Genomic DNA, 25,563 nt, shown 5'->3' on the forward strand with positions numbered 1-25,563 from the left:
AAAACGCGCGGTTTTCCACCACTCCTCCGGCGTGATTTTTGAGCGCGGCTGGGGGATTTTTAGGTCGTCACCTCACTCACTTTGATTTTTTAAAAATCAAAAGCGGTCAGATTGGGTTTTATCTTTAAAAATAGTGGGATGGCGCGCTCAAAAATCTGGCCGACCGGGGGTTCGAGACGCAGGGCTCGAATCCCGCGGGGAGGGAACCGCGCAGCGGCTAGATTTTGCGTCACATTCGGGAGTATCAGATCATGTCCATCGACCCAGCGGCAGCGCTGGTTTAAAAAAAGCGAGGAGAGTGCAGAGAGGAAAAGCACTTTCCTCTCTGCTCGGTTTCGGCGCGAAAAGCCAGGCGAGCACCGCTATTGAGAAACCGAAATGTTCACGGTTCAACGCAATCTTGAGCGCCACCGGCATGCCCGTCGGGCCAGCGCCACCGCGCGTTTAAAAAAAGCGAGGAGAGTGCAGAGAGGAAAAGCACTTTCCTCTCTGCTCAGTTTCGGCGCGAAAAGCCAGGCGAGCACCGCTATTGAGAAACCGAAATGTTCTCTATTTAAGAAAACGCCGCTCCATTGCCCGGCCAAGGCAATAAAAAAAAGACGCGACATTTTCACGTCGCGTCTTTTTCATTTACTACCCAATCTGATGTTATGCGACGGTTTTAGCCGCTACAGCAACTTCTGAACGTTTCAGGATGGCGTAAGCACCGCCCGCCAGAACCGTACCGGCGATAATCGCCACCAGATAACCGAGAACCGGTGTGATAGCACCTGGGATCAGCAGAACGAACAGACCACCGTGTGGCGCCATCAGTTGTGCATGGAATGCCATCGACAGAGCACCGGTCAGTGCGCCACCAGCGATACAGCATGGCAGGACGCGCATCGGGTCACGGGCGGCGAACGGAATCGCACCTTCAGAAATAAAGCACAGACCCAACACCAGCGCCGCTTTACCGCCTTCACGCTCGCTTTGCTCAAACTTATGACGCGCCAGCAGCGTTGCCAGACCCATCGCCAGCGGTGGCACCATACCGGCAGCCATGATGGCGGCCATAGGTGCATAAACGGATGAACTCAGCAGTGCCACGCCGAAGGCGTAAGCGGCTTTGTTGACCGGGCCACCCATGTCGGTACACATCATCGCACCAAGGATTGCGCCCAGCAGAACTGCGTTGGCAGTACCCAAAGATTGCAACCACGCCGTCAGACCCGCCATGATTTTAGCGACCGGCGTACCGACAACGTAAATCATCACCAGACCGGTAATCAGACTCGCCACCAGCGGAATGATCAGGATTGGTTTCAGGGCTTCCATACTTTGCGGTAATTTCAGCTTGCCGCTGATGGCCTTCGCCACATAACCCGCCAGGAAACCGGCAATGATACCGCCAAGGAAACCGGCACCGGTGCTCACCGCCAGCATGCCGCCGATAAGACCCGGTGTCAGACCCGGACGGTCAGCGATGGAGAAGGCAATGAAACCGGCCAGAACCGGCACCATCAGCGCGAAGGCTGAAGCGCCACCGATTTGCATCAGTGCTGCCGCCAGCGTGCCTTTGACTTCAAACGCTTTAATACCAAACACGAAGGAAAGCGCGATACACAAACCACCCGCAACCACCATTGGCAGCATGTAAGACACGCCGGTCAACAGGTGACGGTATGGGCCTGCGCCGCCCGCTTCTTTCTTCTTGCTGGTGGACGCACTGCCCTGAGTGGCTGGCTGGAACAGCTCAGCTTCAACCAGCGCTTTGTCCAGTTCCTGCTTCGTCTTTTTCAGTGCCAGACCGGTAGAGGTACGGTACATCGGTTTACCGGCAAACTTCGCCAGATCCACTTCGATGTCTGCCGCGACAATCACCAGATCGGCCGCTGCCACTTCTTCCGGGGTAATCGCATTGCCTGCGCCCACGGAACCGCGGGTTTCCACTTTCACCCACCAGCCCCGTTTTTTGGCTTCGGATTCAATGGCTTCAGCAGCCATAAAGGTATGCGCTACGCCGGTCGGGCACGCCGTGATCGCCACGATACGTTTCGGACCCGCCGCAGCCGGTGCAGAAACGGCAGCAACGGCCGCAGGCGCCACATACGGTTTTGCCTCAGCCAGTGCGCGTTGCACAAAAGCATCAGGCTCACGCACCGCATCCGCCACGTTACCGGTGTAAATGTTTTTGCCGGTCAGCGCCGCGTCGTTCGGCACGGTTTCACCGGCCACGATCACGATGTCAGCTTCAGCAGCCTGTTCAACCAACGAGTGCCCGGCTTTTGCGACGGCAGCAGCGAGCAAATTTTTCGCCAGGTGGCTCCGGGCCTGTCCCAGCGAACTGTCTATCATCAGCAGCGTTTTCATTCTGCCTCCTGCGAATTAAAAGGGTTTCAGATCAACACGGGCCATCATCGCCGCGAGCTGCGGACGATCGGTGACACCGACATTACTCTGGCTGACAGCCAGGGCGGCAACGGCAGTGGCCAGTCGTAGCGTATGTTCACTGGATTCACGCATCAGTAAACCGTAGATCAGACCACCGACCATGGAATCACCGGCACCGACGGTGCTGACGACTTCACAGGCTGGCGGTTTGGCAATCCACGCACCCGACGCGTTAACCCACAAGGCACCTTCTGCACCCAGAGAAATCACCACATGGGCGATACCCTGGTCACGTAAGGCGTGCGCGGCTTCTACCACGTCACTCAGTTCTGGCAATTTACGGCCAGCCCAAATTTCCAGTTCACGACGGTTTGGCTTAACCAGCCATGGCGCGGCTTTAAGACCGGCGACCAGCGCTTCACGGCTGCTGTCGAAGATGATACAAGGGCACTGGGCGCGCAGGCGCTTCATCCAGTCGGTGAAAGCATCAGGATCGACGCCCGCTGGCAAACTTCCGCTGACGGCAACCATGTCGAACTGACCCAGCCAGGAGAGGGAGTCGGTCACGAAACGCTCCCAGTCTGCTGGCGTCACGTTAAAACCAGAGAAGTTGAAGTCGCTGACTTCGCCATCTTTTTCGGTCAGTTTAACGTTGATGCGGGTCCGGCCATTGACCACCTGGAAACGGTTCGCAATACCCAGATCGCTGAACAGCAACTGGAAGCCGTCCTGGTTTTCTTTGCCGAGGAAACCGCCAACGGTGACGTCGATGCCCAGATCTTTCAGCACTTTCGCTACGTTGATGCCTTTACCTGCGGCATGCAGACCGGTGGTTTGCACCAGATTGACTTCACCGCGTTCGATTTCAGGCACATAGCCCACTAAATCGTACGCCGGGTTTAAGGTAATTGTGGCGACTCTGCGGCTCATGCGCCCTCCCCAAGACCTTCAGAAATAGCTTCACCAATGGTTTTCAGTGCCAGTTCGGCATCTTCACCGCTGGCGGTGAAGCGCAGGTGGTGACCTTTTTTCACGCCCAGCGCCACGACTTTCATCAGGCTGCGGCCGTTGGCAGGTTTACCGCTGCCATCAAGGTTGGTCACGGTGATTTCGCTGGTAAATTGCTTGATCACGTTGACTAAGGCGGTACCCGGACGTGCATGCAGGCCGTGTTCGTTACGGATAACGTATTCCGCACTCAGCACGTTGGCTTCTTCTGCCACTTCGCTGGTCAGCAATGCCAGCACGCCTACCGCGTCTGCCGTCAGCAGACGTTCAGCTTTGTTGGCAATCAGCAGATCGCTCAGGTAATTCAGCAGGTTCAGCGGCTGATCGTCGGCGACGGAAATGGTCAGCAGCATCGCCACCTTTTCACCGTCCAGATCGAACGCCTGCTGAGCGCGGCTGAGGGTGGCAGCACTTTTCAGGTTGCCTTCCGTGCTGTCACTCAGCCAGATGCCCTGACCCAGGTTCAGCGGTTTACGGCTGATGACGTCGCTGACGAAGGCAGTATCGACCGCGCCAATCTGTTGCAGACGGCCAGCGTTCAGCGCCTGCAGAGTGATCAGGTTTTCAGCAGCAACATCCACCGCGATCAGTTGGGTATCAAACAGGAATTCAGCGGCATTCTTTTCGCCCATCAGCAGGCTGCGCAGTTCTTCAGCTGAATCTGTTTTCGCCATGCGTTCAGCCACGCTGTCGTCGCTTAATACGTGCGTAAGCTGACGCAGCAGGCTGAGGTGTTCATCAGAACGCGCCGCGATGCCGATAACGATGTAGGCGGTCTGGTCTTCACCCCAGGAAATACCCTGCGGGAACTGATAGACCTGAACACCCGTATCAAGCACTAAATCACGGGTATCCGTGGTGCCATGAGGGATCGCAATGCCATTACCGAGGTAAGTGGAAGTTTGCAGTTCACGGGCTAACATGCCGTCGACATAACCTTCGCTGACGCGACCGGCCTGAGTCAGTGCTGCGGCGACCTGGCGAATGGCGTCCTGCTTATCGCTGGCTGCGGCACCGAGGTGAATATCTTGCTGTGACAGTTGGAACATAATTCTCCTCTCCTGCTGAAATTGAATCGTTTCAGCTTTACTGAGAAAAAAGGAGCGCCACCAGATTACGTTGTCGAAATCGGTAACGCTGAAACGTTTCAGGAAGTCTTAATCGGGCTCGTTTTTAAAGCAAGCATTCCCTGATTCTACGTGATGATTTTTTGATGCCACGCACAGTTTCCTTTATTCAGAACGCCTGGCGCGAATAACTTAACGCAAATGCTGAAGTCAGGCTGACGCGCTTTTCATCAGACGAAAAGCCCCAAAGCTGAAGCGAGCTGACCGGTATTTGATCATGACATCCGGGCCCCTCTTGCGGTTATTTTTAACACAAAATGCGGTTTTATTATTCAGTATGGCAAATTCACTCAGGTTTACATTTTTGATGATCAAAACCTGTTTTTGTTTTTTTTAAACTGACGTAACATTCGCGCAAATTTCGTCCCTCCCCCTACTTCTGGTTCAGTTATACACATGCGAATTTCTACAGCATCAGCCCGCCGTTTGCCTGACATGACCTCGACCGCATTCCTGATCATTGCCTTTCTGACAGGCATTGCCGGTGCGCTACAGACGCCTACGCTCAGCCTGTTTCTGACCTCTCAGGTGCACGTCAGCCCCTTCATGGTCGGGATCTTTTTTACCGGCAGCGCGGTGATCGGCATTTTTGTCAGCCAGCTGCTGGCCACCTGGTCGGATAAACGCGGCGACCGCAAAACGCTGATCCTCTATTGCTGCCTGCTGGGCGCGCTGGCCTGCGTGCTGTTCGCCTTCAACCGTAACTACTTTATTCTGCTGTTTATCGGGGTATTGCTGTCGAGTTTTGGCTCCACCGCCAACCCGCAGATGTTCGCGCTGGCACGGGAACACGCGGAAAAAACGGGCCGCGAAGCCGTGATGTTCAGCTCCATCCTGCGCGCACAGGTTTCTCTGGCATGGGTGGTTGGCCCGCCGCTGGCGTTTGCGTTGTCGATGGGTTTCGGTTTTACCTTCATGTACTGCGCAGCCACGCTGGCGTTTCTGGTGTGTGGCGCGATGGTGTATGTCTTTTTGCCTTCGATGCCAAAAGCGCGCGTGAAGACCTCCGCGACGCTGGAAGCCCCGCGCCGCAACCGCCGCGACACGCTGATGTTATTCATCGCCTGCTCGCTGATGTGGGCAGCCAACAGCATTTATCTGATCAATATGCCGCTGTATGTGGTGCGCGAATTAGGTTTGCCGGAAAAACTGGCGGGCGTGCTGATGGGCAGCGCCGCGTGTCTGGAAATCCCCACCATGCTGATTGCCGGTTATCTGGCAAGGCAGTTGGGTAAACGTTTTCTGATGCGCCTCGCCGTGATCGCCGGCGTGATTTTCTACGGATGCCTGCTGTTTACCACCGGCGCCATGATGCTGATTGCTTTACAGCTGCTGAACGCGATTTTCATCGGCATTCTGGCCGGCATCGGCATGCTCTATTTTCAGGATTTGATGCCGGGTCAGGCCGGTGCGGCCACCACGCTGTTTACGAATTCTACCCGCGCTGGCTGGATCCTCGCCGGGTCGCTTGCGGGTGTGATTGCGCAGTTCTGGACCTATCACGCCGTGTTTTACGCCGCGCTGGCAATGGTGGTGGGATCGGTGGTGTGTATCTGGAATGTGAAAAATGTGGATGATCCGGTCACGGAAACGGTGGCAACGAAAAGCTGATATCACCGCTCAGGGCGCAGTATCCGCTTCAAGCTTTATCAGGTAGGTCAGGGCCTGGTCGCGATGGGTAAAACACATCTCGCGGCTGGCCTGCAAACTGGCGCAGACTTTCGGGCGCAGCGGCGACGTAAAAATGTTGCACAGGAAGTTATCCGCCAGATGAATGCAACGCGTGTTGGCGGGTTTGCCGTCCGGCATTCCGGGGATCGGGCTGGAAATTGAAGGCGCTATGCAACAGGCTCCGCAATCAGTACGACAGTCCATCAACAGCCTCCTCAGGCCTGGTTTTGAGGCGCGACAATAGCAGGCGCTTTCATGCGCCACCAGCGAAATATTTACTACTCTTTAACACTGTTGACCCAACAAGTTTGATACCGGCTGGCTGCCCCACAGAGATGCGCAATAATGCGGGTTTTCACGACTCTTTTTGCGCTATCTGCTTGCCTGAAATCAGCGGCGCGGGTAACGTGTCGCAAATTATTTCCCCCTTTATCTCGACAGGTATTTATATGGCACGTGCTAACGAAATTAAACGCGGCTTCGTTGTGAACTACGACGGCAAATTGCTGCTGGTAAAAGATATCGATGTTCAAAGCCCAAGCGCCCGTGGTGCCAGCACCCTGTACAAAATGCGTTTCTCCGACGTTCGTACCGGTGGCAAAGTGGAAGAGCGTTTCAAAGGCGATGACATTCTCGATACCGTCACCCTGACCCGCCGTAAAGTGAACTTCTCTTACGTCGATGGCGACGAATACATCTTTATGGATGATGAAGACTTCACGCCTTACACCTTCAACAAAGCGCAGATCGAAGAAGAACTGCTGTTTATCCCTGAAGAAGGTTTGCAGGGTATGCAGGTTCTGACCCTCGACAGCCAGCTGCTGGCGCTGGAAATGCCGCAAACCGTGGATTTGGAAATTGTAGAAACCGCGCCGGGTATTAAAGGGGCTTCCGCCAGCTCAAGAACCAAACCTGCCGTGATGGCTACCGGCCTGAACATTCAGGTGCCGGAATACCTGAGCTCCGGCGACAAAATCCGCATTCATATTGCCGAACGTCGCTATATGGGCCGCGCGGATTAATCATCCCTGCACATTGCTCTTCAAAGGAACGCCACGGCGTTCCTTTTTTATTGCGCCAGACCTGGCTGAAACTTTGCGTTAAATGCTCCAGACTCTCGATCTACTTCACAAAACGAGAGGCCATCCGGACTTACCAATTCCCCTTTCTATCATATGACTTTACACTCAAAGCCCTGATTTCGGCTTAAATCGTCGCTTTATCCAGCATGAAATTGAACTGACGGGTAAACAGCCCCAATTTGGCCTGACCAATTATTTATTTTCTGACTTGCCTGGAGTATTGCATGAAAACTATTGCCACAGCGTCCCTGCCCGCAGCCGTGTCATTGCCTGCTTACGACCGTGATGCGCTGAAAAGCCGTATTGTTCACCTCGGATTTGGCGCCTTCCACCGCGCCCACCAGGCGCTGCTGACCAACCGGGTGCTGAATTTACAGGGCGGCGACTGGGGCATCTGTGAAATCAGCCTGTTTGGCAATGAAAGCCTGATCAACGCGCTGCGTCAGCAAAATCACCTGTTCACCGTGCTGGAAAAAGGTGCAGAGGGAAATCAGGCCATTGTTGTCGGTTCCGCCCATGATTCGGTGCACGGCATCATTGACGGGCTGGAAGCGGTCATCGAAAAACTGGCGGAAGCGCAGGTGGCCATCGTGTCACTGACCATCACCGAAAAAGGGTATTGCATTGAGCCTGGCACCGGTGAACTGGATCTGCAAAATCCGAAAATCCAGCAGGATCTGGCAGGCGGCCAGGCACCCTGTACCGCGCCGGGTGTACTGGTTGAAGCGTTACGCCTGCGCCATGAGCGCAATCTGCCTGGCTTTACGATTCTGTGCTGCGATAACATTCCGGAAAACGGTCTGGTCGTAAAAAATGCCGTTCTGGGCATGGCGAAGGCACGCTCCGCTGAGCTGGCGGAATGGATCACTGCAAACGTCTCTTTCCCGAGCACCATGGTGGATCGCATCGTTCCCGCCGCGACCGAAACGACTCTCGACGAGATCACCGAAGCGCTGGGCGGCATCACCGATCCCTGCGGAATCGCCTGTGAGCCATTCATTCAGTGGGTTGTGGAAGATGACTTTGTCGCCGGTCGTCCTGACTGGGAAAAAGCCGGTGCGCAGATGGTGTCCGACGTTCTGCCTTTCGAACAGATGAAACTGCGCATGCTGAACGGCAGCCACTCATTCCTGGCTTATCTGGGCTATCTGGCCGGTTATCAGCACATCAACGACTGTATGGAAGATGAACATTATAAGACGGCTGCTCATCGTCTGATGCTGAAAGAACAGGCGCCAACGCTGAGCGTGGAAGGTGTCGATCTCAACGCCTATGCGGACAGCCTCATCGCACGTTACAGCAACCCTTCACTCAAGCACCGCACCTGGCAAATCGCGATGGACGGTACGCAGAAGCTTCCGCAACGTATGCTCGATTCTATCCGCTGGCATGTTAAAAATGGCGGTTCTTATGAACTGCTGGCGCTGGGCGTGGCGGGCTGGATGCGTTACATCAGCGGGACGGATGATGCGGGTCAGCCGATTGAGATTAAAGATCCGATGGCCGATACCTTAGCCAGCATCGTGGCCTCAACCGCAGACGGCGAAGAACGCGTGAAAGCCCTGCTGGCCCTGAATGCGGTGTTTGGCGAGCAACTGCCGCACGAAGAAAAAGTGGTGCAGGCAATTCTGGCGGCTTATGCCGATCTGCAACGCGTGGGCGCGAAAAAAGCCGTGGCGAAGTACGTCAGCTAACCGTAAAAGAAGAGAAAACCACGGCTGCTGCGGCAGCCGTTTTTTATGCGGACGGGTCTTCAGTCGTTGAGTTCGGAGGGAACGGAGGAAAATAAGAAACCATCAAATGCAGGGTCATCCGCATCTGACACCTGCAACAACATATCTTTCACGTTTTCCAGATGCTGCCACATCGCCTGCTTAGCCGCTTTCGGATCACGGCGCAGCACGGCCTGCAAAATGGTCTGATGATCCTGCAACCAGAGCTGGCTGTGGGTTTTGCCGACAACGTGCTGATGAATACCCAGCCACATCGGGCTGCGCTGGCGGATCAGCCACAAATCATCCACCAGTTTAACCAGAACGCTGTTCTGCGAGGCCTGCGCCAGCAAGCCGTGGAAACGCTGATCTTCCACATCATCTGAAACGCCGCGTTCAATACAATCGCGCTGGGCATCAATGGCATCGCGCATTTGCAGAATATCGGTTTTAGTGGCCTGCATAGCGGCAAAAGCGGCAATTTCCCCCTCCAGCAACTGCCGCGCCTGCAGCAGTTCGAAGGGACCGTAACCGGTATCTGCCGTCTCTGTCGGGCTGTTTTCAGCAGGATGCAGCACATACACGCCGGAGCCCTTACGCACTTCCACCCATTTTTCCAGTTCCAGCATGATCAGCGCTTCCCGCACCACGCTGCGGCTGACAGAGAAGGATTCAGCAATTTCGCGTTCAGGCGGCAGACGGTCGCCGGGGGCATATTTCCCCGCATGGATATCACGGCGTAAATGGCCGCCAATCTCCTGATAAAGTCGCATAATCTTGCCCCTGTCGAACAATTGGTCTGACATCTGAAAAGACGGCAAGCCGCTGCCAGAATGCCTGAATTAAGAGGGAAAATTATAACATGCGGGGATAAGGCGAACAGAATGAGAACTGAAAACTGACGGCCCGATCAAAATTGGGCCTGCCAGTTTTCAGGGTGTCCGGCCAGAACGGTGTGATAAACCGGCGGCTCAGGACGTTGCGCAGCGGAATTATTAAGTAAAACTTAACTTTCAGTTGTAGGTCACCGTCATGAGAGTCAGACGGGGATCATTTTTAATGTGCTCGGTACTCACATGGCCCAGAGACAGCGGCAACGTATACGCCTGGGGTTGTGTCGCATCCAGAGTGCGGACCTGACTGACGGTCTTCCCGCCACGGTCACATTTGCTGGTAACCTTTTGATCACCGGTCGTAAAGCTGCATCCGCCATCGACAATGGCACCGTAGAAGTTAATCTTGCCGGTACTTCCGGCGCTGGCAAACTGCATCATCCCTGAGGCTAACAATCCCAAAAACAGTGTCCATTTGATGCTGTTCATGGTCATACCCTCATCTGTAAATTGGTTTTTTTAATCATTGCGTAACTTCAATTTAACATTAATACATCTAACCGATTTCGCACTACGCAAACGAAAATATCGGAGGAAAAGCCATCAGAATTACGCGGTACTGAACAATAATCGGCACAATGCTGGATTTTCTTTAACGCACATTGCACATTGTCCGGTGAATTTTTTTACAGAGGGATGCAGTCATGACCAAAACTAACCTGATTACCGGCTTTCTCGGCAGCGGTAAAACCACCACGCTGCGCCATTTATTGGCTCAAAAACCCGAAGGTGAAAAATGGGCGGTGCTGGTGAATGAGTTCGGTGAGATTGGCATCGATGGCGCGTTGCTCGCCGACAGCGGTGCCGTGCTGAAAGAAATTCCCGGCGGATGCATGTGTTGTGTGAACGGTTTGCCGATGCAGGTGGGGTTAAACATGTTATTGCAGCAGGCGAAACCTGATCGCCTGTTGATCGAACCGACCGGTCTTGGGCATCCGAAGCAAATCCTGTCCCTGCTCACCTCTGAGGTTTACAACAACTGGATCACGCTTAACGCCACGTTATGCCTGATGGATCCCCGTCAGCTGAGCGATCAGCGGGTGATCGACAATGAAAACTTCCGCGACCAGCTGGCAGCCGCCGACGTGATCGTCGCGAATAAAGCCGATGTGGCGCAGGCGCAGGATAAACAAGCGCTGGAAACGTGGTTCGCCACTCATGGCGGCGGGCGTCAGCTGGTGGTTGCGTCGCAGGGCGCCATCGACCCTGCCCTGCTGGATTTGCCGCGTCTGAATCAGGTCACACTGCCGGAAGGTAAACATCATCATGCTCATGCCCCGCAACGCGGGCTGGCAGCGCTGAGCCTGCCGGGTAGCCAGCGCTGGCGCCGGGCGCTCAATCAGGCCGACGGCTATACCAGCTGTGGCTGGATATTTGATGGCGAAACACAATTTGATACCGCGGGCATACTCGACTGGGCGCGTCAGGTACCGGTAGATCGCGTGAAAGGCATCATGCGCATAAAGGAAGGAACACTGCTGATAAACCGTCAGGGGGACGACCTGCATATTGAAACGAAACCGGTGGCGCCGTTAGACAGCAGAATTGAGCTTATTACACGAGATGTTGCGCAATGGAATGAACTACAATCACTCTTGTTGAAGGTTCGTTTAGGTTGTAAGGATTAAGTTAACGCTGACTAATTTATTCATTACCCTGCTAAGTATAGGTTAACATTTATGTGGCGCCGAAATATCCCCGCAATCCTGATACTCAACGTATTAGGCGTTGCACTGTTTTTATCCTTTTATCTGCCGGCAAATCATGGTTTCTGGTTCCCGATTGATAAGTCGATTTTCTTCTTCTTCAATCAGCACCTGGCAACAGACCATTGGTTCCTGCATCTGGTGGCGGTAACCAATAACCGCGCCTTTGATGTTATTTCGCTGCTGGCGATGGGTGCCCTGTACCTGTGCTTCTTCCTGAAAGAGGATACCCGGGGGCGCCGCCGCCTGGTGATCATCGGGTTCGTGATGCTGCTGACCGCCGTGGTGCTTAACCAGCTGGGTCATTTGCTGCCGGTGAGCCATAAAAGCCCGTCACTGAGTTTCCCGGATGTTAACCGTGTGAGTAAACTGACCGGCATTCCGACCAAAGATGCCTCTGCGGACAGCTTCCCCGGTGACCACGGCATGATGCTGATCATTTTCTCCTGCTTTATGCTGCGCTATCTGAGCAAGGGCGCTTTCGCTGTTGCCGTGCTGATCACCGTTATTTTCTCGTTGCCACGCGTGATGATTGGTGCGCACTGGTTTACCGATATTGCGGTCGGTTCGATGTCCGTCGTGCTGGTAGGGGCCAGCTGGTGGCTGATGACGCCTGCCAGTGACATGCTGATTAACTGGCTGGAAAGAAAATTACCCGGTAATAAAATGCTTAGCAAAAACCCGTGATGCATTGATGCATATCATTTAATTATGGCTCGCCAGAAACTGAACGGCAGGCGGGCCATTTTTTAAGACAAATCCCAGATATACTTAGCTGAAAAAGGCCGGTGCAACCCGCTTGTGATGCGGTTTTAATCCAAATTAGCATAAAAATAACCCATCCTTTTTTACATCTTTACTTACATCAGCTTACATCACAATTTCTTATAAAAAATCTCATAATACCTCTCGCAATCCCCTATTCATTACGGTAATCTCCAATTCGCCTGCACAGAAATGTGGCAAAAACACCGGGTTTCAAGATAAAAACGTGCTCTGACGCACATTTTATCATTCCAGTGTTTGTCCCGACTGTGCGCGGCGGGTAGTCTCGCTTCGTTTGGCAATTTTAATAACGATTACATCGTTAAGGACAGCAAGGGATAACAACAATAATGGTCAAGTCTCAACCTTTTCTGAGATATATCACGCGGATAATTCCCGCGATTGGCGCAGCAATTATTCTCACTGCGTGTAGTGGTACACATTCTTCGAACACAGAAAACGCGCAAACTGATATGCGTGCAGTAAATGACAAAGACGGTCTTCTACTGCAAGCCTCTCAGGATGAATTCGAAGCAATGGTTCGCAGCGTCAACGTAAAATCCAAAATCATGGATCAGTATGCTGACTGGAAAGGCGTTCGTTATCGGTTAGGTGGTGACAGCAAGCGTGGTATCGATTGCTCAGCTTTCGTCCAGGTAACATTCCGCGAACAATTTGGTATGGATTTACCTCGTTCTACCTATGAACAGGAAGAGAAAGGCAAGAAAATCCAGCGCACGAAACTGCGTCCGGGTGATCTGGTTCTGTTCCGCGCAGGTTCGACAGGCCGTCACGTCGGTATTTATTTAGGTAACGATCAGTTTGTACATGCATCAACCAGCAATGGTGTGATGATTTCCAATCTGAAAGAGACTTACTGGAATACACGTTATCGTGAAGCAAGACGCGTTTTGGCTAACGGTTAACCGTTACCCCATGATTTAGCTCTTGTTGTTCTATGCCAAGCGAATAAAAAAACGTCATCTCCGGATGGCGTTTTTTTATGTCTGGAATAACCGGTAATAAAAAGCTGCTGTTTTTTTGGCTACGTTATACTTTGATTTCATCAGTCAAAAAAAGGGCTTCTCATATGGGGTTAAAAGCGGCGCTTACGCACAGCGTATTACCCAAACGCCGTTATTTGAAAAAAAGTCTTTTTTTCTCCGTGATATTTTTTATCTTATTTACCCTCATCACATTAAGCGTCATTAAAGCCAACAACTCCCTCGAACAAAATGAGATTGCCAAAAGAACCGGGCAATTCAGCAACCGCTATTTTCATCAGCTCACCGATACCATGCGCCGGGTGGGTTTACTGACGACCGAAAGCTGCGCGTCGGTTGCCAGCGAAATTAACCGGGATGCCGCTTTCAGTATCGGTGTGCGCGATTTTCAGCTGGTGCGCGACGGCATGGTGTATTGTTCGTCAGCCTCGGGAAACCAGCACGTTCCGGCCAATTCCACGCTGCATGGCATTGATTTCACCAAACCGATGGCCGTCAGCCTGCAAATGGGCACGCCTGCGGTGCCCAACCGTCCGGTGATCATTGTCTGGCAGCGTAATGCGGGGTCATTTGATGACGGGGTGATCGCCACGCTGGAACTGACGCTGTCGCCTTATATGCTTTTTGCCCAACCTGGTTCGGGTTATCGCGGATTTGCCCTGCTGGTCGGCGATGTGGCGCTGGTGTCCTCCCAGGAGGGGCTGATACCGGTCAGCCAGCTGCCGACCAGCCATTTCACGCAGATACAGGGGGGCGATTACCCTTTTACTATCCGCCTCTACTCCCCTTCCCTGACGGGCGACAACATCCGCTTTACGCTGCTCGGCGGTCTGCTGCTGAGCATACTGGTGTACGTGCTGATTTATCACAGCCTGCTTATCCGCCATAACGTTGAAAGAGAGATCCTGCGCGGGCTGAAAAACAAAGAATTCTTTGTTGAGTATCAGCCGGTGGTGGAAGCCCGCAGCATGAAAGTCACCGGAGTCGAGGCCCTGCTGCGCTGGCAGCATCCGGTCGAAGGCCGCATTCCTCCTGACATGTTCATCAGCTATGCGGAAACTCAGGGGCTTATTGTCCCGCTGACCCAACATATGATGATGCTGGTCGCCGCTGATGCCCGCGAACTGGCGCGCGCGTTTGCGGATAAAGCCAAGCTGAGCATCAATATTTCCCCGCACCACATGAATAAAGTCAGTTTTCATGATGACGTTTTAAACTTCATTGAGGCTCTGCCGGAAAATGCATTTCAGGTTGTGTTTGAAATCACTGAGCGGGGAATGATTGATACCGAAGGGGCGATGCGCGAGTTCAACTGGCTGCGCCGCCATAAGATTGAAATCGCCATTGATGATTTCGGCACCGGCCACAGCGCCCTGATCTATCTGGAAAAATTCACCCTCGACTACCTTAAAATCGACCGGGGTTTTGTCATGTCGATTGATCAAAAGACCCTGATTGCACCGGTACTTGATACCGTGCTCAGGCTGACTGAGGAACTGAAACTCAAAACGGTGGCCGAAGGCGTGGAAACCCACCAGCAGGCTGAGTATCTGAGAAACCACGGCGTGACCTATTTGCAGGGTTTTTTGTACAGCAAACCGCTGAGTGTCACCGCGCTTCTGGCGTTTACCCGTGACTTCAATGAAAAAGAAGCCTGTTATCACATCTGAACCGCCACCGCTGGCGGTCTGCCGCATTATTTTTCTTTTAGGCGTCTGTCGCTGAATATGATAAAAAGGCCGAAATCAGGGAAAGTGCCAAAAACTGGCGCGTTACAAGGCCTTAGCCATTCATTGATCATCACTGAACGACAGCCCGCGCGTAAGCCGCATCTTGCTGTTGTCATCACAGGAGTGCAGATTCAGGATGTTATCTCGCGTTTTTGCCGCAGCGTTATGCCTGCTGAGCCTCGGTGCTCAGGCTGAAGTTATTCAGGACAGTTATGCGTTCGCGATTCTGGGCGAACCCAAATACGTGTCCAACTTCAGCAGTTTTGATTACGTCAATTCCGCTGCACCTAAGGGTGGACAAATCACGCTCGCCGCCATCGGCACCTACGATAACTTCAACCGTTTCGCCTCACGCGGCAACCCGGCCATACGCAGCGGCTCTCTCTATGACAGCCTGTTCACCACCTCCAGCGATGAAATCGGCAGCTATTACCCGCTGATCGCCGACTCCGCCCGCTACGACAGCGAGTACCGCTGGGTCGAAGTGGATATCAACCCGCGCGCCCGTTTTAACGACAACACGCCGATCACCGCCAGCGACGTCGCCTTCTCTTTTACGAAATTCATGACCGAGGGCGTGCCGCAGTTCCGCGTGGTGTATAAAGGCGTCGAGGTGAAAGCCATTTCGCGTTTGACCGTGCGCATCGTACTGCCAAAGCCGGATAAAGACATGATGCTCGGCCTGCTCGGTTTACCGATCCTGCCGCAGGCATTCTGGGAAAAACACAAATTCAACCAGCCATTGAATACCCCGCCGCTGGGCAGCGGGCCTTACCGCATCAGCGATTACAAACTCGGGCAGTACATCACTTATTCCCGCGTGCCGGACTACTGGGCGGCCAATTTGCCGGTCAACCGTGGCCGCTATAATTTCGACACCATCCGCTACGACTATTACCTCGACGACAACGTGGCGCTGGAAGCCTTTAAATCCGGTGCGTTTGATTTTCGCATGGAAAGCTCGCCGAAAAACTGGGCGACGCAATATCAGGGCGGCAATTTCAGCAAAAACTTTATCGTCAAAGCCGATGAGGAAAATCAGGCGGCACAGGATACGCGCTGGCTGGCGTTCAACATTCATCGCCCGCAATTTGCTGACCGCAAAGTGCGCGAAGCGATCACGCTCGCTTTCGATTTTGACTGGATGAACAAGGCACTCTATTTCGGTGCCTATCAGCGGGTGGACAGTTATTTTCAAAATACCGAATATGCCGCCAAAGATTATCCGAACTCGGCTGAACTGGCCTGGCTCGGGCCGCTGAAAAATAAAGTGCCCGCAGAAGTCTTTACCACCTTGTATCAGCCGCCGCGTTCTGACGGCAGCGGCAATGACCGCACCAACCTGCTCAAAGCCACCGCGCTGCTTAAAGAGGCGGGCTGGGAAGTGAAAAATCAGGTGCTGGTCAACAGCAAAACCGGCAAGCCGTTGACGTTTGAGTTACTGCTTCCGGCTGGCGGGAACGCGCAATACGTCTTGCCCTTCCAGCATAATTTACAGCGGCTGGGCATTCAGATGTCGATCCGTGAAGTGGATAACTCGCAGTTCGTGCGCCGTATGCGCCAGCGTGATTACGACATGCTGCCGACCGTTTATCCCGCCACGTCGTACCCGAGCAGCGATCTGCAACTTTACTGGAATACCCGGTTCCTGGATTCGACCTACAACAAGTCTGGCGTCAGCGATCCGGCTATCGACAAACTGACCGATGAAATCGCCGCCAACCAGGGCAAACCCGAGGCACTGCTGTCGCTGGGCCATGCGCTGGACCGCGTACTCACCTGGAATATGCTGATGATCCCGATGTGGTACACCCATCACGAGCGTTATGCGTACTGGGATAAATTCTCAATGCCAGCCATCACCCCGTCCAACGGAATGGAGCTCGATACCTGGTGGTACGACGTTAACCGCGCAGCCCGTTTACCTGCGCAACGCCGCTGAGGAGCCTGCTGTGGCCGCCTATCTGTTAAGACGACTACTCCTGATGATCCCGACGCTGTGGGCGATCATTACCATCAACTTCTTCATCGTGCAGATTGCGCCCGGTGGCCCGGTTGATCAGGCGATTGCCGCCATTGAGATGGGGCATTCCGGCGGGCTTCCCGGTGCAAGCGGAGACACCGGTAATGGCAAAGCCTCGCCGGGCGTCGCGCAGTTTGGCGAAGGCCAGTACCGTGGCGCGCGCGGGCTGGATCCTGAAGTCATCGCTGAAATCACCCGGCGTTTCGGTTTTGATAAGCCGCTGCATGTGCGCTACTTCGAGATGCTTGCAAATTACGTGCGCTTTGATTTCGGCGACAGCCTGTTCCGTGGCTCCTCGGTCATGGGGCTGGTGAAAGGCGCGCTGCCGGTCTCCGTCAGCATTGGCTTATGGAGCACGCTGATTATCTATATGGTGTCGATTCCTCTGGGTATTCGTAAAGCGGTGCGCAACGGCACGAAGTTCGATACCTGGAGCAGTTCACTGATTATTATCGGTTACGCCGTTCCCTCGTTCCTGTTTGCCATTCTGCTGATTGTGCTGTTCACCGGCGGCAGCTACCTCGACTGGTTCCCGCTGCGCGGTCTGACCTCGCCGAATTTCGATACCCTGCCCTGGTACGGCAAAGTCACCGATTACCTGTGGCATATCACGCTGCCGGTGGTGGCGACGGTGATTGGCGGATTTGCCACCCTGACCATGCTGACCAAAAACTCCTTTATGGATGAAGTCGGTAAACAGTATGTGGTGACCGCCCGCGCCAAGGGGCTGAACGAGAAGCAGATCCTGTACCGCCATGTGTTTCGCAACGCGATGCTGCTGGTGATCGCCGGTTTTCCGGCCATTTTCATCACCATGTTCTTCACCAGTTCCCTGATGATTGAAGTGATTTTCTCATTGCAGGGGTTAGGGCTGCTGGGCTATGACGCCATCGTCCAGCGCGATTTCCCGGTGATGTTCGGCACGCTTTATATTTTCACGCTGATCGGGCTGCTGCTGAACATCATCAGCGATCTGACCTACACGCTGGTTGACCCGCGTATCGACTTTGAGGGCCGCCACTGATGCCACGTCATTTAAGCACGGTGAACCAGGCGCGCTGGGCGCGTTTTCGTCAGAACCGCCGCGGTTTCTGGTCATTGTGGATTTTTCTGGTGGTGTTCACGCTGGCCCTGCTTTCTGACGTACTGGCCAACGACAAACCGCTGCTGGCGCGCTATCAGGGGCACTGGTATGTGCCTTTCATGATTAACTACAGCGAAACCACCTTTGGCGGCGAACTGGAAACACCGACCGATTATCAGGATCCGTTCGTGCTTAAACAGCTCGACGATCACGGCTGGGTGCTTTGGGCACCGATCCGCAGCAGTTTTAAGTCGATTAATTTTGCCACCACACAGCCCTTCCCTTCCCCGCCCTCGGCAGAAAACTGGCTGGGCACGGACAGCAACGGGCACGATGTGCTGGCGCAAATTCTTTACGGCCTGCGGATTTCACTGTTCTTCGGCATTTTTCTGACCGCGCTGACCTCCGTCATCGGGGTCATGGCCGGCGCTGTACAAGGCTATTACGGCGGCATGATTGACTTGCTCGGCCAGCGTTTTATCGAAGTGTGGTCAGGCATGCCCACGCTCTATCTGATCATCATTCTGGCAAGCGTGGTGCAGCCAAGTTTCTGGTGGCTGCTGTTGATCAGTATTCTCTTCGGCTGGATGGCGCTGGTCAGCGTGGTGCGTGCGGAATTCCTGCGCACCCGAAATTTTGACTACATTCGTGCGGCGCAGGCAATGGGCGTCAGCGACCGGTCCATTATGCTGCGGCATATGCTGCCGAATGCGATGGTCGCCACCCTCACCTATTTGCCATTTATTTTGTGCGGGTCGATAACGTCTCTGACCTCACTGGATTTCCTCGGTTTTGGCCTGCCGCTCGGTTCGCCCTCTCTCGGCACGTTACTGATGGAAGGCAAAAACAACTTACAGGCCCCGTGGCTGGGCATCAGCGCCTTCGTGGTGCTGGCCTCGTTGCTGTCTCTGCTGATTTTCATTGGTGAAGCGGTTCGCGACGCCTTTAATCCGTCCGCACAACATCATGAGGCGCGCTGAGATGACAGACACTCCTCTTTTACACATTAAAAATCTCAGCGTGGCCTTTCGTCAGGCCGGTGAGGCGCGCGAAGTGGTGAGCGATGTGTCGCTGACTCTCCGCGCCGGAGAAACGCTGGCGCTGGTGGGCGAATCGGGCTCCGGCAAAAGTGTCACGGCGCTGTCAGTGCTGCGCCTGTTGCCCTCGCCGCCGGTGGTGTATCCGCAGGGGGACATTCTGTTTGCCGGAAAATCCTTACTGCACGCGGATGAAAGTACGCTGCGAAGTATTCGCGGCAACCAGATTTCGATGATCTTTCAGGAACCGATGGTGTCGCTCAACCCGCTGCACACCCTTGAAAAACAGCTCTCCGAAGTGCTGATGTTGCATCGCGGGTTGCGCGGTGAAGCAGCACGCAACGAGATCGTCCGTTGTCTTGACCGGGTGGGTATCCGCCAGGCCGCCTCGCGCCTGAAAGATTTCCCTCACCAGCTTTCCGGCGGTGAGCGCCAGCGGGTGATGATTGCGATGGCGGTGCTGACGCGGCCAAAACTGCTGATTGCCGATGAACCGACTACCGCGCTGGACGTGTCGGTGCAAGCGCAGATTTTATCGCTGCTCGATGAGCTGAAGCAGGAAATGGGCATGGCAATGCTGTTTATTACCCACAATCTGCGTATCGTGCGCCGCCTGGCAGATAACGTCGCGGTGATGCAGCATGGCCGCGTGGTGGAGCAGCAACCGCGCGCCAGCCTGTTCAGCCAGCCGCAGCACCCGTACACGCGCCAGCTTTTGCAGGCCGAGCCACAGGGCCGCCCGCAGCCGCTGACGGGCGAGCAGCCGGTTCTGCTGGAGGTGAAAAATCTTGCGGTTGGATTTCCGGTCAAACGCGGTCTGCTGCGCCGCACAGTGAGCATCAAACATGCCGTGAATCAGGTCAGTTTCCGTCTTCGTCGCGGGGAAAGTCTCGGCGTGGTGGGCGAATCCGGTTCAGGGAAAAGCACCACCGGGCTGGCGCTGCTGCGCCTGCTGAAGTCACAGGGTGAAATCTGGTTCGACGGGCAGCCGCTGCATACTTTTTCGCGTCAGCAAATGCTGCCCTTTCGCAGCCGGATCCAGGTGGTGTTTCAGGATCCCTTTTCGGCGCTGAACCCGCGTTTTACCGTCGGGCAAATCATTGCCGAAGGCCTGCTGGTACACCGAAAAGTGAGCGCCGGAGAGCGTGAAAAAGAGGTGATCCGCGCCATGGAAGACGTGGGGCTGGATCCGCAATCCCGTCACCGTTACCCGACTGAATTCTCCGGCGGCCAGCGTCAGCGCATCGCCATCGCCCGCGCCCTGATTTTACAGCCGGAAATGCTGATTCTGGATGAGCCTACGTCGTCGCTGGATAAATCGGTGCAGGCGCAGATCCTGGCGATCCTCAGCGAGCTGCAACAGCGTCGCGGCCTGACCTATCTGTTCATCAGCCATGATTTGCACGTCGTGCGCGCACTCTGTCATCAGCTGATGGTGTTACAGAATGGGGAAGTGGTGGAACAGGGAGACTGTGAGCAGATTTTCAACGCACCGCAGCACGCTTATACGCGGGAGTTGCTGGCCGCATCGGATGCGTTTGATACGCCGGTGGTGTGAAGCGCTTACGCTATGAATAGCGAACGGGCGGGACGACGCGCCTGACAGGGGAACACGTCAGGCGGTCAGAACGGATAGAGTGCGGTAATCGATTCGGCGATGGCCGCGCCAATATTTTTCAGGCAGCAGAGCGTGGCGCTTTCATCTTCGCGATGCACGAACAGACAAGGCTCACCGTCGATTTCAACGATCGCGGCTTTCACCTGAATATCTTCCAGCGCATTAGTCAGCTGGTGCATCACCTGCCAGGCAAACTCACCTTCATGACTGAGCAATTTCAGGCCAATCAGATTGTTATCTTCATCGTTGCCAGGCAGCGGAATCGGTTCAACTTTGATACCGGCAAAACCTGACATCCAGCGATAACTTTGCGGCAAACGGTGTACTACCGAAAGTTGGATATTATTCACGGGATTCCCCAGATAATGATTTATACACTTCACCAGCAAATGCGTAACATCTATACCAGTTATAGACGACAGACGCCGCTTTGCCCAATTAATGCTCAAATCATTAACATTAAATTAACGTAATCAAAAGCCAGCCAGCTGACAGTAGCCTTGTTTTGTCTGCTCCCGACGTTTGTGGGAGCCAGATCTCATTTTGGCTTCTTTGTAACCTTTTTCGCCTTATTTAACAACCATTTTAAGCATTGGTGGCTACTTTTTAACTTCTATTTGTTTACATAAAATTTACATATGGTGTGACTGCTTAAAAATAAGCGGCAGATTAACTTACTATTTATCAGTCACATAAAGGTTGTTCGCAGTAAAAAAATGTGTGAGGCTGTCAGCTATTTCATTGTGAAATGAACCATCTGGTTACAGCTTTCAGCGCGGCGCATAATACGTTAAATTCGTGATCTAATGTTAATAAATCCGCACAATTTGTTTGCACAAAACCCCTATTATTGGCTTATCATCCGCATCGTTATTACTGATATCGCCTGTCAGGATGAAAGCCACCCGCCTTAACCTTCTGATAAATATCACTAAAAGTCATTTTATTACGCATTCCTGAGTCATTTGGCTCACACCCAACCCAGCGAGAAATGAGATGGAAAACGATCCTTCAATCATGGAAAGCAATGTCACTGCCAATGGAACCGGTTTCAGTCGTCGTCAACTGCTGAAAGGTTTAACCTCCGCAATGGTTGCCAGCACCCTGCTCGGCTTTCCGTTCCTGAGCCTGGCTGAAAAAGAGACGGCCACCGCGTCGCCGGTTATTTTCGGTCAGTTCTACCTGATCTCTCAGGCCATCACAGAACATAAAAATATCAGCGAAGGTGCTTCCGCGCAGATTTTCAACGCGTTCCACCGCTCGCATCCGGATTTCGCCGCGCAGGTCACTCAGCTGCATGCGCTGGTCAAACCGGGGCAATCCGCCAAAACCTTGCAGGAAGCCGCCCGCCAACAAGGCCTGGGTGATCTGGTGACACTGATCGTCACCGCCTGGTACACCGGCACAGTCGGTCATGGTACCGATTCCATTTTAATATCTTATAAAGATGCACTGATGTATCGCCCGGTAAGCGACGGCCTGATCGTGCCGACTTACTGCGGTAACGGTCCGCTGTACTTCACCGCTGCGCCGCCTGACGCCGCGATGCCTGAATCCATGAACGCCGACCGTTTTACCAACATTTCTGAATCTGCTGATGTGAGCAAAGCCTGATGAAAAAACCCGAATTTACCGCAGACGGCGATGCGTCTGCTGATGTGATCGTTGTCGGTTCCGGCGTCGTGGGCGGTATGATTGCCGATCAGCTGGTCAGCCAGGGCTATTCCGTACTGGTGCTGGAAGCCGGTCTGCGCATTGAACGTGCGCAGGCCGTGGAGAACTGGCGCAACATGCCGTTCGACAACCGTGCCGGTTCTGATTTCCAGGGACTTTACCCGCAGTCAGAAAACGCCCCCGCGCCGCTCTATTTCCCGGAAAATAACTATGTCCATCTGACCGGCCCGAGCGCGGGCAGCTTCAAGCAAGGCTATCTGCGCACCGTCGGCGGCACCACCTGGCACTGGGCGGCGTCCTGCTGGCGTCACGTTCCTAACGATTTCAAAATGAAAACGTTATACGGCGTGGGTCGCGACTGGCCGATTTCCTATAATGAACTCGAACCTTATTACTGCCGCGCAGAAGAAGAAATTGGCGTAGCAGGCCCGAATGATCCGGCGTTGCAGTCCCCTTCCGAGCGCAGCAAACCCTATCCGATGGAGCAGGTGCCTTACGGTTACGGCGATACCCGTTTCGCTGAAATCGTGAACCCGCACGGTTACCGTTCGGTGCCGATCCCGCAGGGCCGCAGCACCCGCCCGTGGAACGGTCGCCCGACCTGTTGCGGTAACAACAACTGCCAGCCCATCTGCCCGATCGGTGCCATGTATAACGGTATTGCCCACGTGGAACGCGCCGAAAACAAAGGTGCCGTGGTACTGGCCGAAGCGGTGGTCTACAAAATCGACACCGATGAAAACAACAATGTGACCGCCGTTCACTGGCTGGACAGCGACAAAAAATCGCATAAAGCCACCGGTAAGGTGTTCGCACTGGCCTGCAACGGTATCGAAACCCCGCGTCTGCTGCTGATGGCGGCTAACGAAAAGAACCCGAACGGGATTGCCAACTCGTCCGATCACGTTGGCCGTAACATGATGGATCACTCCGGTTTCCACTGTACGTTTATCGCCAAAGAACCCCTGTGGATTGGCCGTGGTCCGGCGCAGAGCAGTTGCCTGGTCGGCCCCCGCGATGGCGATTTCCGCAAAGAATATTCAGCCAACAAAATGATCCTCAACAATATCAGCCGCGTGATCCCGGCGACGTCGAAAGCGTTGCAGATGGGGCTGGTGGGGAAAGAGCTGGATGAAGAGATCCGCCGCCGTTCCATCTTTGGCGTGGATTTGTCCATCAGCCTGGAACCGCTGCCGGATCCGAATAACCGCCTGACCCTGAGCACCACCCGTAAAGATCCGCACGGTCTGCCGTGCCCGGACATTCATTACGACGTCGGCGATTACGTGCGTAAAGGTGCCGAAGCCGCACATAAGCAGCTGGAACACATCGGTTCCCTGTTTATGGCGGAAGAATTCAACATCACCACCAGCCTGAACGCCAACAACCACATCATGGGCGGCACCATCATGGGCAGCGATCCGAAGGATTCCGTGGTCAACGGTGAATGCCGGGCGCATGACCACGCTAACCTGTGGTTGCCGGGCGGCGGTGCGATCCCGTCTTCCAGCGTGGTGAACAGTACGCTGACCATGGCCGCACTGGGCCTGAAAGCGGCGGATGACATGGCGAAAAAACTGGCAGGTGCAGCATGAGAAAAATCCTTGTTGCCTGCCTGTTAAGTGCTTCGTTTTGCGGATTCGCTGCGGCACAGGACAATCAGGCGGAACTTATCCGTCAGGGTCAGGAAGTGGCGACCGCCGCTGACTGTCAGGCCTGTCATACCGCGCCGGAAGGCGGTAAGCCGTTTGCCGGTGGCTATGAAATCCATTCGCCGATGGGCACGATTTATACCACCAACATCACGCCTTCGAAGCAGTTTGGTATCGGTAATTACACCGAAGAACAGTTTACCCGCGCGGTGCGTGCAGGCGTTCGTCCGGATGGTGCAAATCTGTATCCGGCCATGCCTTACACCTCTTACAGCCATATGAGCGATGCCGACATGCACGCGCTGTATGTCTACTTCCTGCAAGGGGTGAAGCCGGTCGAGCAACCGAATACTGAAACCGCCCTGCCGTTCCCGTTCAACATGCGTATTGCGATGGCGGGCTGGAACATGATGTATCTCGACAGCACGCCGTTTAAGCCGGATCCGTCGAAAAGCGAGCAATGGAACCGCGGCGCGTATCTGGTCAACGGCGCCGGTCACTGTGATACCTGCCACACGCCACGTAACCTGATGATGGGTTCAGTGACCGATAAACCGCTGGCGGGCGGCATGGTCGGCCCGTGGTATGCACCGAACATCAGTTCTGATCCGGTCAGTGGTATCGGCAACTGGTCGCAGGCTCAGCTGGTGGAATACCTGAAAACCGGCCGTACCGCCGGGAAAAATCAGGCGGCAGGCGGCATGGCAGAAGCGGTGCAAAACAGCCTGCAATACATGTCTGACACGGATCTGAACGCGATTGCCTTCTACCTGAAAAACAGCACACCGGTGCGCGACCCGCGGGATACGCAGGCAGCGGATACTTTCGGTAAGCCGGTAAACGTGGAAGAAGGCCTGCGCGGCGCGCATCCTTATAACGCGAACAAAACCATCGATAACGGTGCGGCCTTGTTCAGTGGTTATTGCTCCAGCTGTCATCAGCCGGATGGCTCCGGCAGCAAGAATCAGGCGTACCCGTCGCTGTTCAACAACACCGCTACCGGTCTGGGCAACGCGTCAAACCTGATTTCCGCCATTCTGTACGGCGTGGATCGCCAGGTCGGCGACCATCATGTGCTGATGCCGAAATTTGGCGTGGGTTCGTATGTCGGTCAGCTCGACGATCAGCAGATTGCCGATATCTCCAACTACGTGCTGAAGAACTACGGCAACGCGGGTGTGCAGGTTAACGCGCAGGATGTCGCGGTGTTACGCGCCGGCGGGCCGGTCACATTGCTGGCAAAACTCCAGCCGTTCATGGCACCGGCGATGGTGGCAGGCGTGGTGATTCTGCTGGTGCTGATTTTCTGGCTCGGACGCAAACGCAAAGCGAAAGCGGCGTAATTCGTTCAATGCAATGCAAAACGGCCCTGCTTAAGGGCCGTTTTTTTATGTCAGAAATTCA

22 protein-coding genes are annotated in these 25,563 nt (G+C 54.3%); 15 read left to right on the top strand and 7 right to left on the bottom strand.

Going from position 1 to position 25,563, the window contains the following annotated elements; genetic code table 11:
• Positions 1–378: 378 nt before the first annotated feature.
• Entirely contained in the window at positions 379–684 is a 306-nt protein-coding gene (locus ED901_RS25095) for a hypothetical protein (RefSeq protein ID WP_162997850.1), read from the top strand.
• Here the strand turns inward: ED901_RS25095 and fruA are convergent.
• Genes fruA through fruB form a run of 3 tightly spaced genes read right to left on the bottom strand, consistent with a single transcriptional unit; the run spans position 649 to position 4,430 of the window.
• Positions 649–2,352 (bottom strand): PTS fructose transporter subunit IIBC, encoded by a 1,704-nt coding sequence (gene fruA / locus ED901_RS09700; RefSeq protein WP_122095779.1) that lies wholly within the window; start codon positions 2,350–2,352, stop codon positions 649–651. The genes ED901_RS25095 and fruA overlap by 36 nt on opposite strands.
• A gap of 15 nt (positions 2,353–2,367) precedes the next feature.
• A complete protein-coding gene (gene fruK, locus ED901_RS09705) occupies positions 2,368–3,303 on the bottom strand; it encodes a 1-phosphofructokinase (protein ID WP_056778537.1) in 936 nt (311 codons plus the stop codon).
• Entirely contained in the window at positions 3,300–4,430 is a 1,131-nt protein-coding gene (gene fruB / locus ED901_RS09710; RefSeq protein ID WP_056778532.1) for a fused PTS fructose transporter subunit IIA/HPr protein, read from the bottom strand. The genes fruK and fruB overlap by 4 nt, the downstream gene beginning before the upstream one ends.
• Before the next feature lie 474 nt (positions 4,431–4,904).
• On the opposite strand from fruB, the gene ED901_RS09715 reads away from it, so the two are divergent.
• Entirely contained in the window at positions 4,905–6,119 is a 1,215-nt protein-coding gene (locus ED901_RS09715; RefSeq protein WP_122095780.1) for a sugar efflux transporter, read from the top strand.
• A 9-nt stretch (positions 6,120–6,128) separates the two neighbouring features.
• Here the strand turns inward: ED901_RS09715 and ED901_RS09720 are convergent, their stop codons facing one another.
• Entirely contained in the window at positions 6,129–6,383 is a 255-nt protein-coding gene (locus tag ED901_RS09720) for a YkgJ family cysteine cluster protein (protein ID WP_056778527.1), read from the bottom strand.
• A gap of 245 nt (positions 6,384–6,628) precedes the next feature.
• On the opposite strand from ED901_RS09720, the gene yeiP reads away from it, so the two are divergent.
• A complete protein-coding gene (yeiP, locus tag ED901_RS09725) occupies positions 6,629–7,201 on the top strand; it encodes an elongation factor P-like protein YeiP (RefSeq protein WP_056778524.1) in 573 nt (190 codons plus the stop codon).
• 284 nt (positions 7,202–7,485) lie between these two features.
• Positions 7,486–8,955, top strand: a complete 1,470-nt coding sequence (locus tag ED901_RS09730; RefSeq protein ID WP_122095781.1) for a mannitol dehydrogenase family protein — start codon at positions 7,486–7,488, stop codon at positions 8,953–8,955.
• A gap of 59 nt (positions 8,956–9,014) precedes the next feature.
• Here ED901_RS09730 and ED901_RS09735 read toward each other — a convergent pair whose 3' ends face one another.
• Both ED901_RS09735 and ED901_RS09740 read right to left on the bottom strand, forming a co-directional pair.
• On the bottom strand, positions 9,015–9,746 hold the full coding sequence (locus ED901_RS09735; RefSeq protein ID WP_056778516.1) for a GntR family transcriptional regulator: 732 nt from the start codon (positions 9,744–9,746) through the stop codon (positions 9,015–9,017).
• Between the two features lie 240 nt (positions 9,747–9,986).
• Positions 9,987–10,295 (bottom strand): hypothetical protein, encoded by a 309-nt coding sequence (locus ED901_RS09740; RefSeq protein ID WP_122096107.1) that lies wholly within the window; start codon positions 10,293–10,295, stop codon positions 9,987–9,989.
• A 215-nt stretch (positions 10,296–10,510) separates the two neighbouring features.
• Here ED901_RS09740 and ED901_RS09745 point away from each other — a divergent pair, with 215 nt between their 5' ends.
• From ED901_RS09745 to yejF, 8 genes are all read left to right on the top strand, one after another.
• Positions 10,511–11,494 carry a GTP-binding protein gene (locus ED901_RS09745; RefSeq protein ID WP_122095782.1) on the top strand — a complete coding sequence of 328 codons (984 nt, stop codon included), beginning with the start codon at positions 10,511–10,513 and terminating at the stop codon, positions 11,492–11,494.
• A 51-nt stretch (positions 11,495–11,545) separates the two neighbouring features.
• The gene (locus tag ED901_RS09750) at positions 11,546–12,259 is read left to right on the top strand and encodes a phosphatase PAP2 family protein (RefSeq protein ID WP_122095783.1); all 714 of its coding nucleotides are present in this window, start codon (positions 11,546–11,548) and stop codon (positions 12,257–12,259) included.
• A gap of 428 nt (positions 12,260–12,687) precedes the next feature.
• Positions 12,688–13,263: a bifunctional murein DD-endopeptidase/murein LD-carboxypeptidase gene (gene mepS, locus ED901_RS09755; protein WP_056778505.1), complete on the top strand. Its 576-nt coding sequence runs from the start codon at positions 12,688–12,690 to the stop codon at positions 13,261–13,263.
• Positions 13,264–13,427: 164 nt separating this feature from the next.
• Entirely contained in the window at positions 13,428–15,011 is a 1,584-nt protein-coding gene (locus ED901_RS09760; RefSeq protein WP_240993907.1) for a cyclic di-GMP phosphodiesterase, read from the top strand.
• 196 nt (positions 15,012–15,207) lie between these two features.
• The gene (locus tag ED901_RS09765) at positions 15,208–17,013 is read left to right on the top strand and encodes an extracellular solute-binding protein (protein ID WP_056778501.1); all 1,806 of its coding nucleotides are present in this window, start codon (positions 15,208–15,210) and stop codon (positions 17,011–17,013) included.
• Between the two features lie 10 nt (positions 17,014–17,023).
• Complete coding sequence (gene yejB / locus ED901_RS09770; protein ID WP_122095784.1) at positions 17,024–18,118, top strand: microcin C ABC transporter permease YejB; 1,095 nt, start codon at positions 17,024–17,026, stop codon at positions 18,116–18,118.
• Positions 18,118–19,158, top strand: a complete 1,041-nt coding sequence (locus tag ED901_RS09775) for an ABC transporter permease (protein WP_122095785.1) — start codon at positions 18,118–18,120, stop codon at positions 19,156–19,158. The genes yejB and ED901_RS09775 overlap by 1 nt, the downstream gene beginning before the upstream one ends.
• Position 19,159: 1 nt before the next feature.
• The gene (yejF, locus tag ED901_RS09780) at positions 19,160–20,773 is read left to right on the top strand and encodes a microcin C ABC transporter ATP-binding protein YejF (RefSeq protein WP_122095786.1); all 1,614 of its coding nucleotides are present in this window, start codon (positions 19,160–19,162) and stop codon (positions 20,771–20,773) included.
• A gap of 65 nt (positions 20,774–20,838) precedes the next feature.
• Here the strand turns inward: yejF and ED901_RS09785 are convergent, their stop codons facing one another.
• Positions 20,839–21,183, bottom strand: coding sequence for a YejG family protein (locus ED901_RS09785; protein ID WP_056778487.1), 345 nt, complete (start codon positions 21,181–21,183; stop codon positions 20,839–20,841).
• Positions 21,184–21,829: 646 nt separating this feature from the next.
• On the opposite strand from ED901_RS09785, the gene ED901_RS09790 reads away from it, so the two are divergent.
• The 3 genes from ED901_RS09790 to ED901_RS09800 are packed head-to-tail and all read left to right on the top strand — an operon-like array spanning position 21,830 to position 25,502.
• Positions 21,830–22,447, top strand: coding sequence for a sorbitol dehydrogenase family protein (locus tag ED901_RS09790; protein ID WP_122095787.1), 618 nt, complete (start codon positions 21,830–21,832; stop codon positions 22,445–22,447).
• Positions 22,447–24,102, top strand: a complete 1,656-nt coding sequence (locus ED901_RS09795; protein ID WP_122095788.1) for a GMC family oxidoreductase — start codon at positions 22,447–22,449, stop codon at positions 24,100–24,102. The genes ED901_RS09790 and ED901_RS09795 overlap by 1 nt, the downstream gene beginning before the upstream one ends.
• Positions 24,099–25,502, top strand: a complete 1,404-nt coding sequence (locus ED901_RS09800) for a cytochrome c (RefSeq protein WP_122095789.1) — start codon at positions 24,099–24,101, stop codon at positions 25,500–25,502. The genes ED901_RS09795 and ED901_RS09800 overlap by 4 nt, the downstream gene beginning before the upstream one ends.
• The last annotated feature ends 61 nt before the right edge of the window (positions 25,503–25,563 follow it).

This window comes from Rahnella sp. Larv3_ips (genome assembly GCF_003697865.1).
In the GTDB taxonomy this organism is placed as follows: domain Bacteria; phylum Pseudomonadota; class Gammaproteobacteria; order Enterobacterales; family Enterobacteriaceae; genus Rahnella; species Rahnella rivi.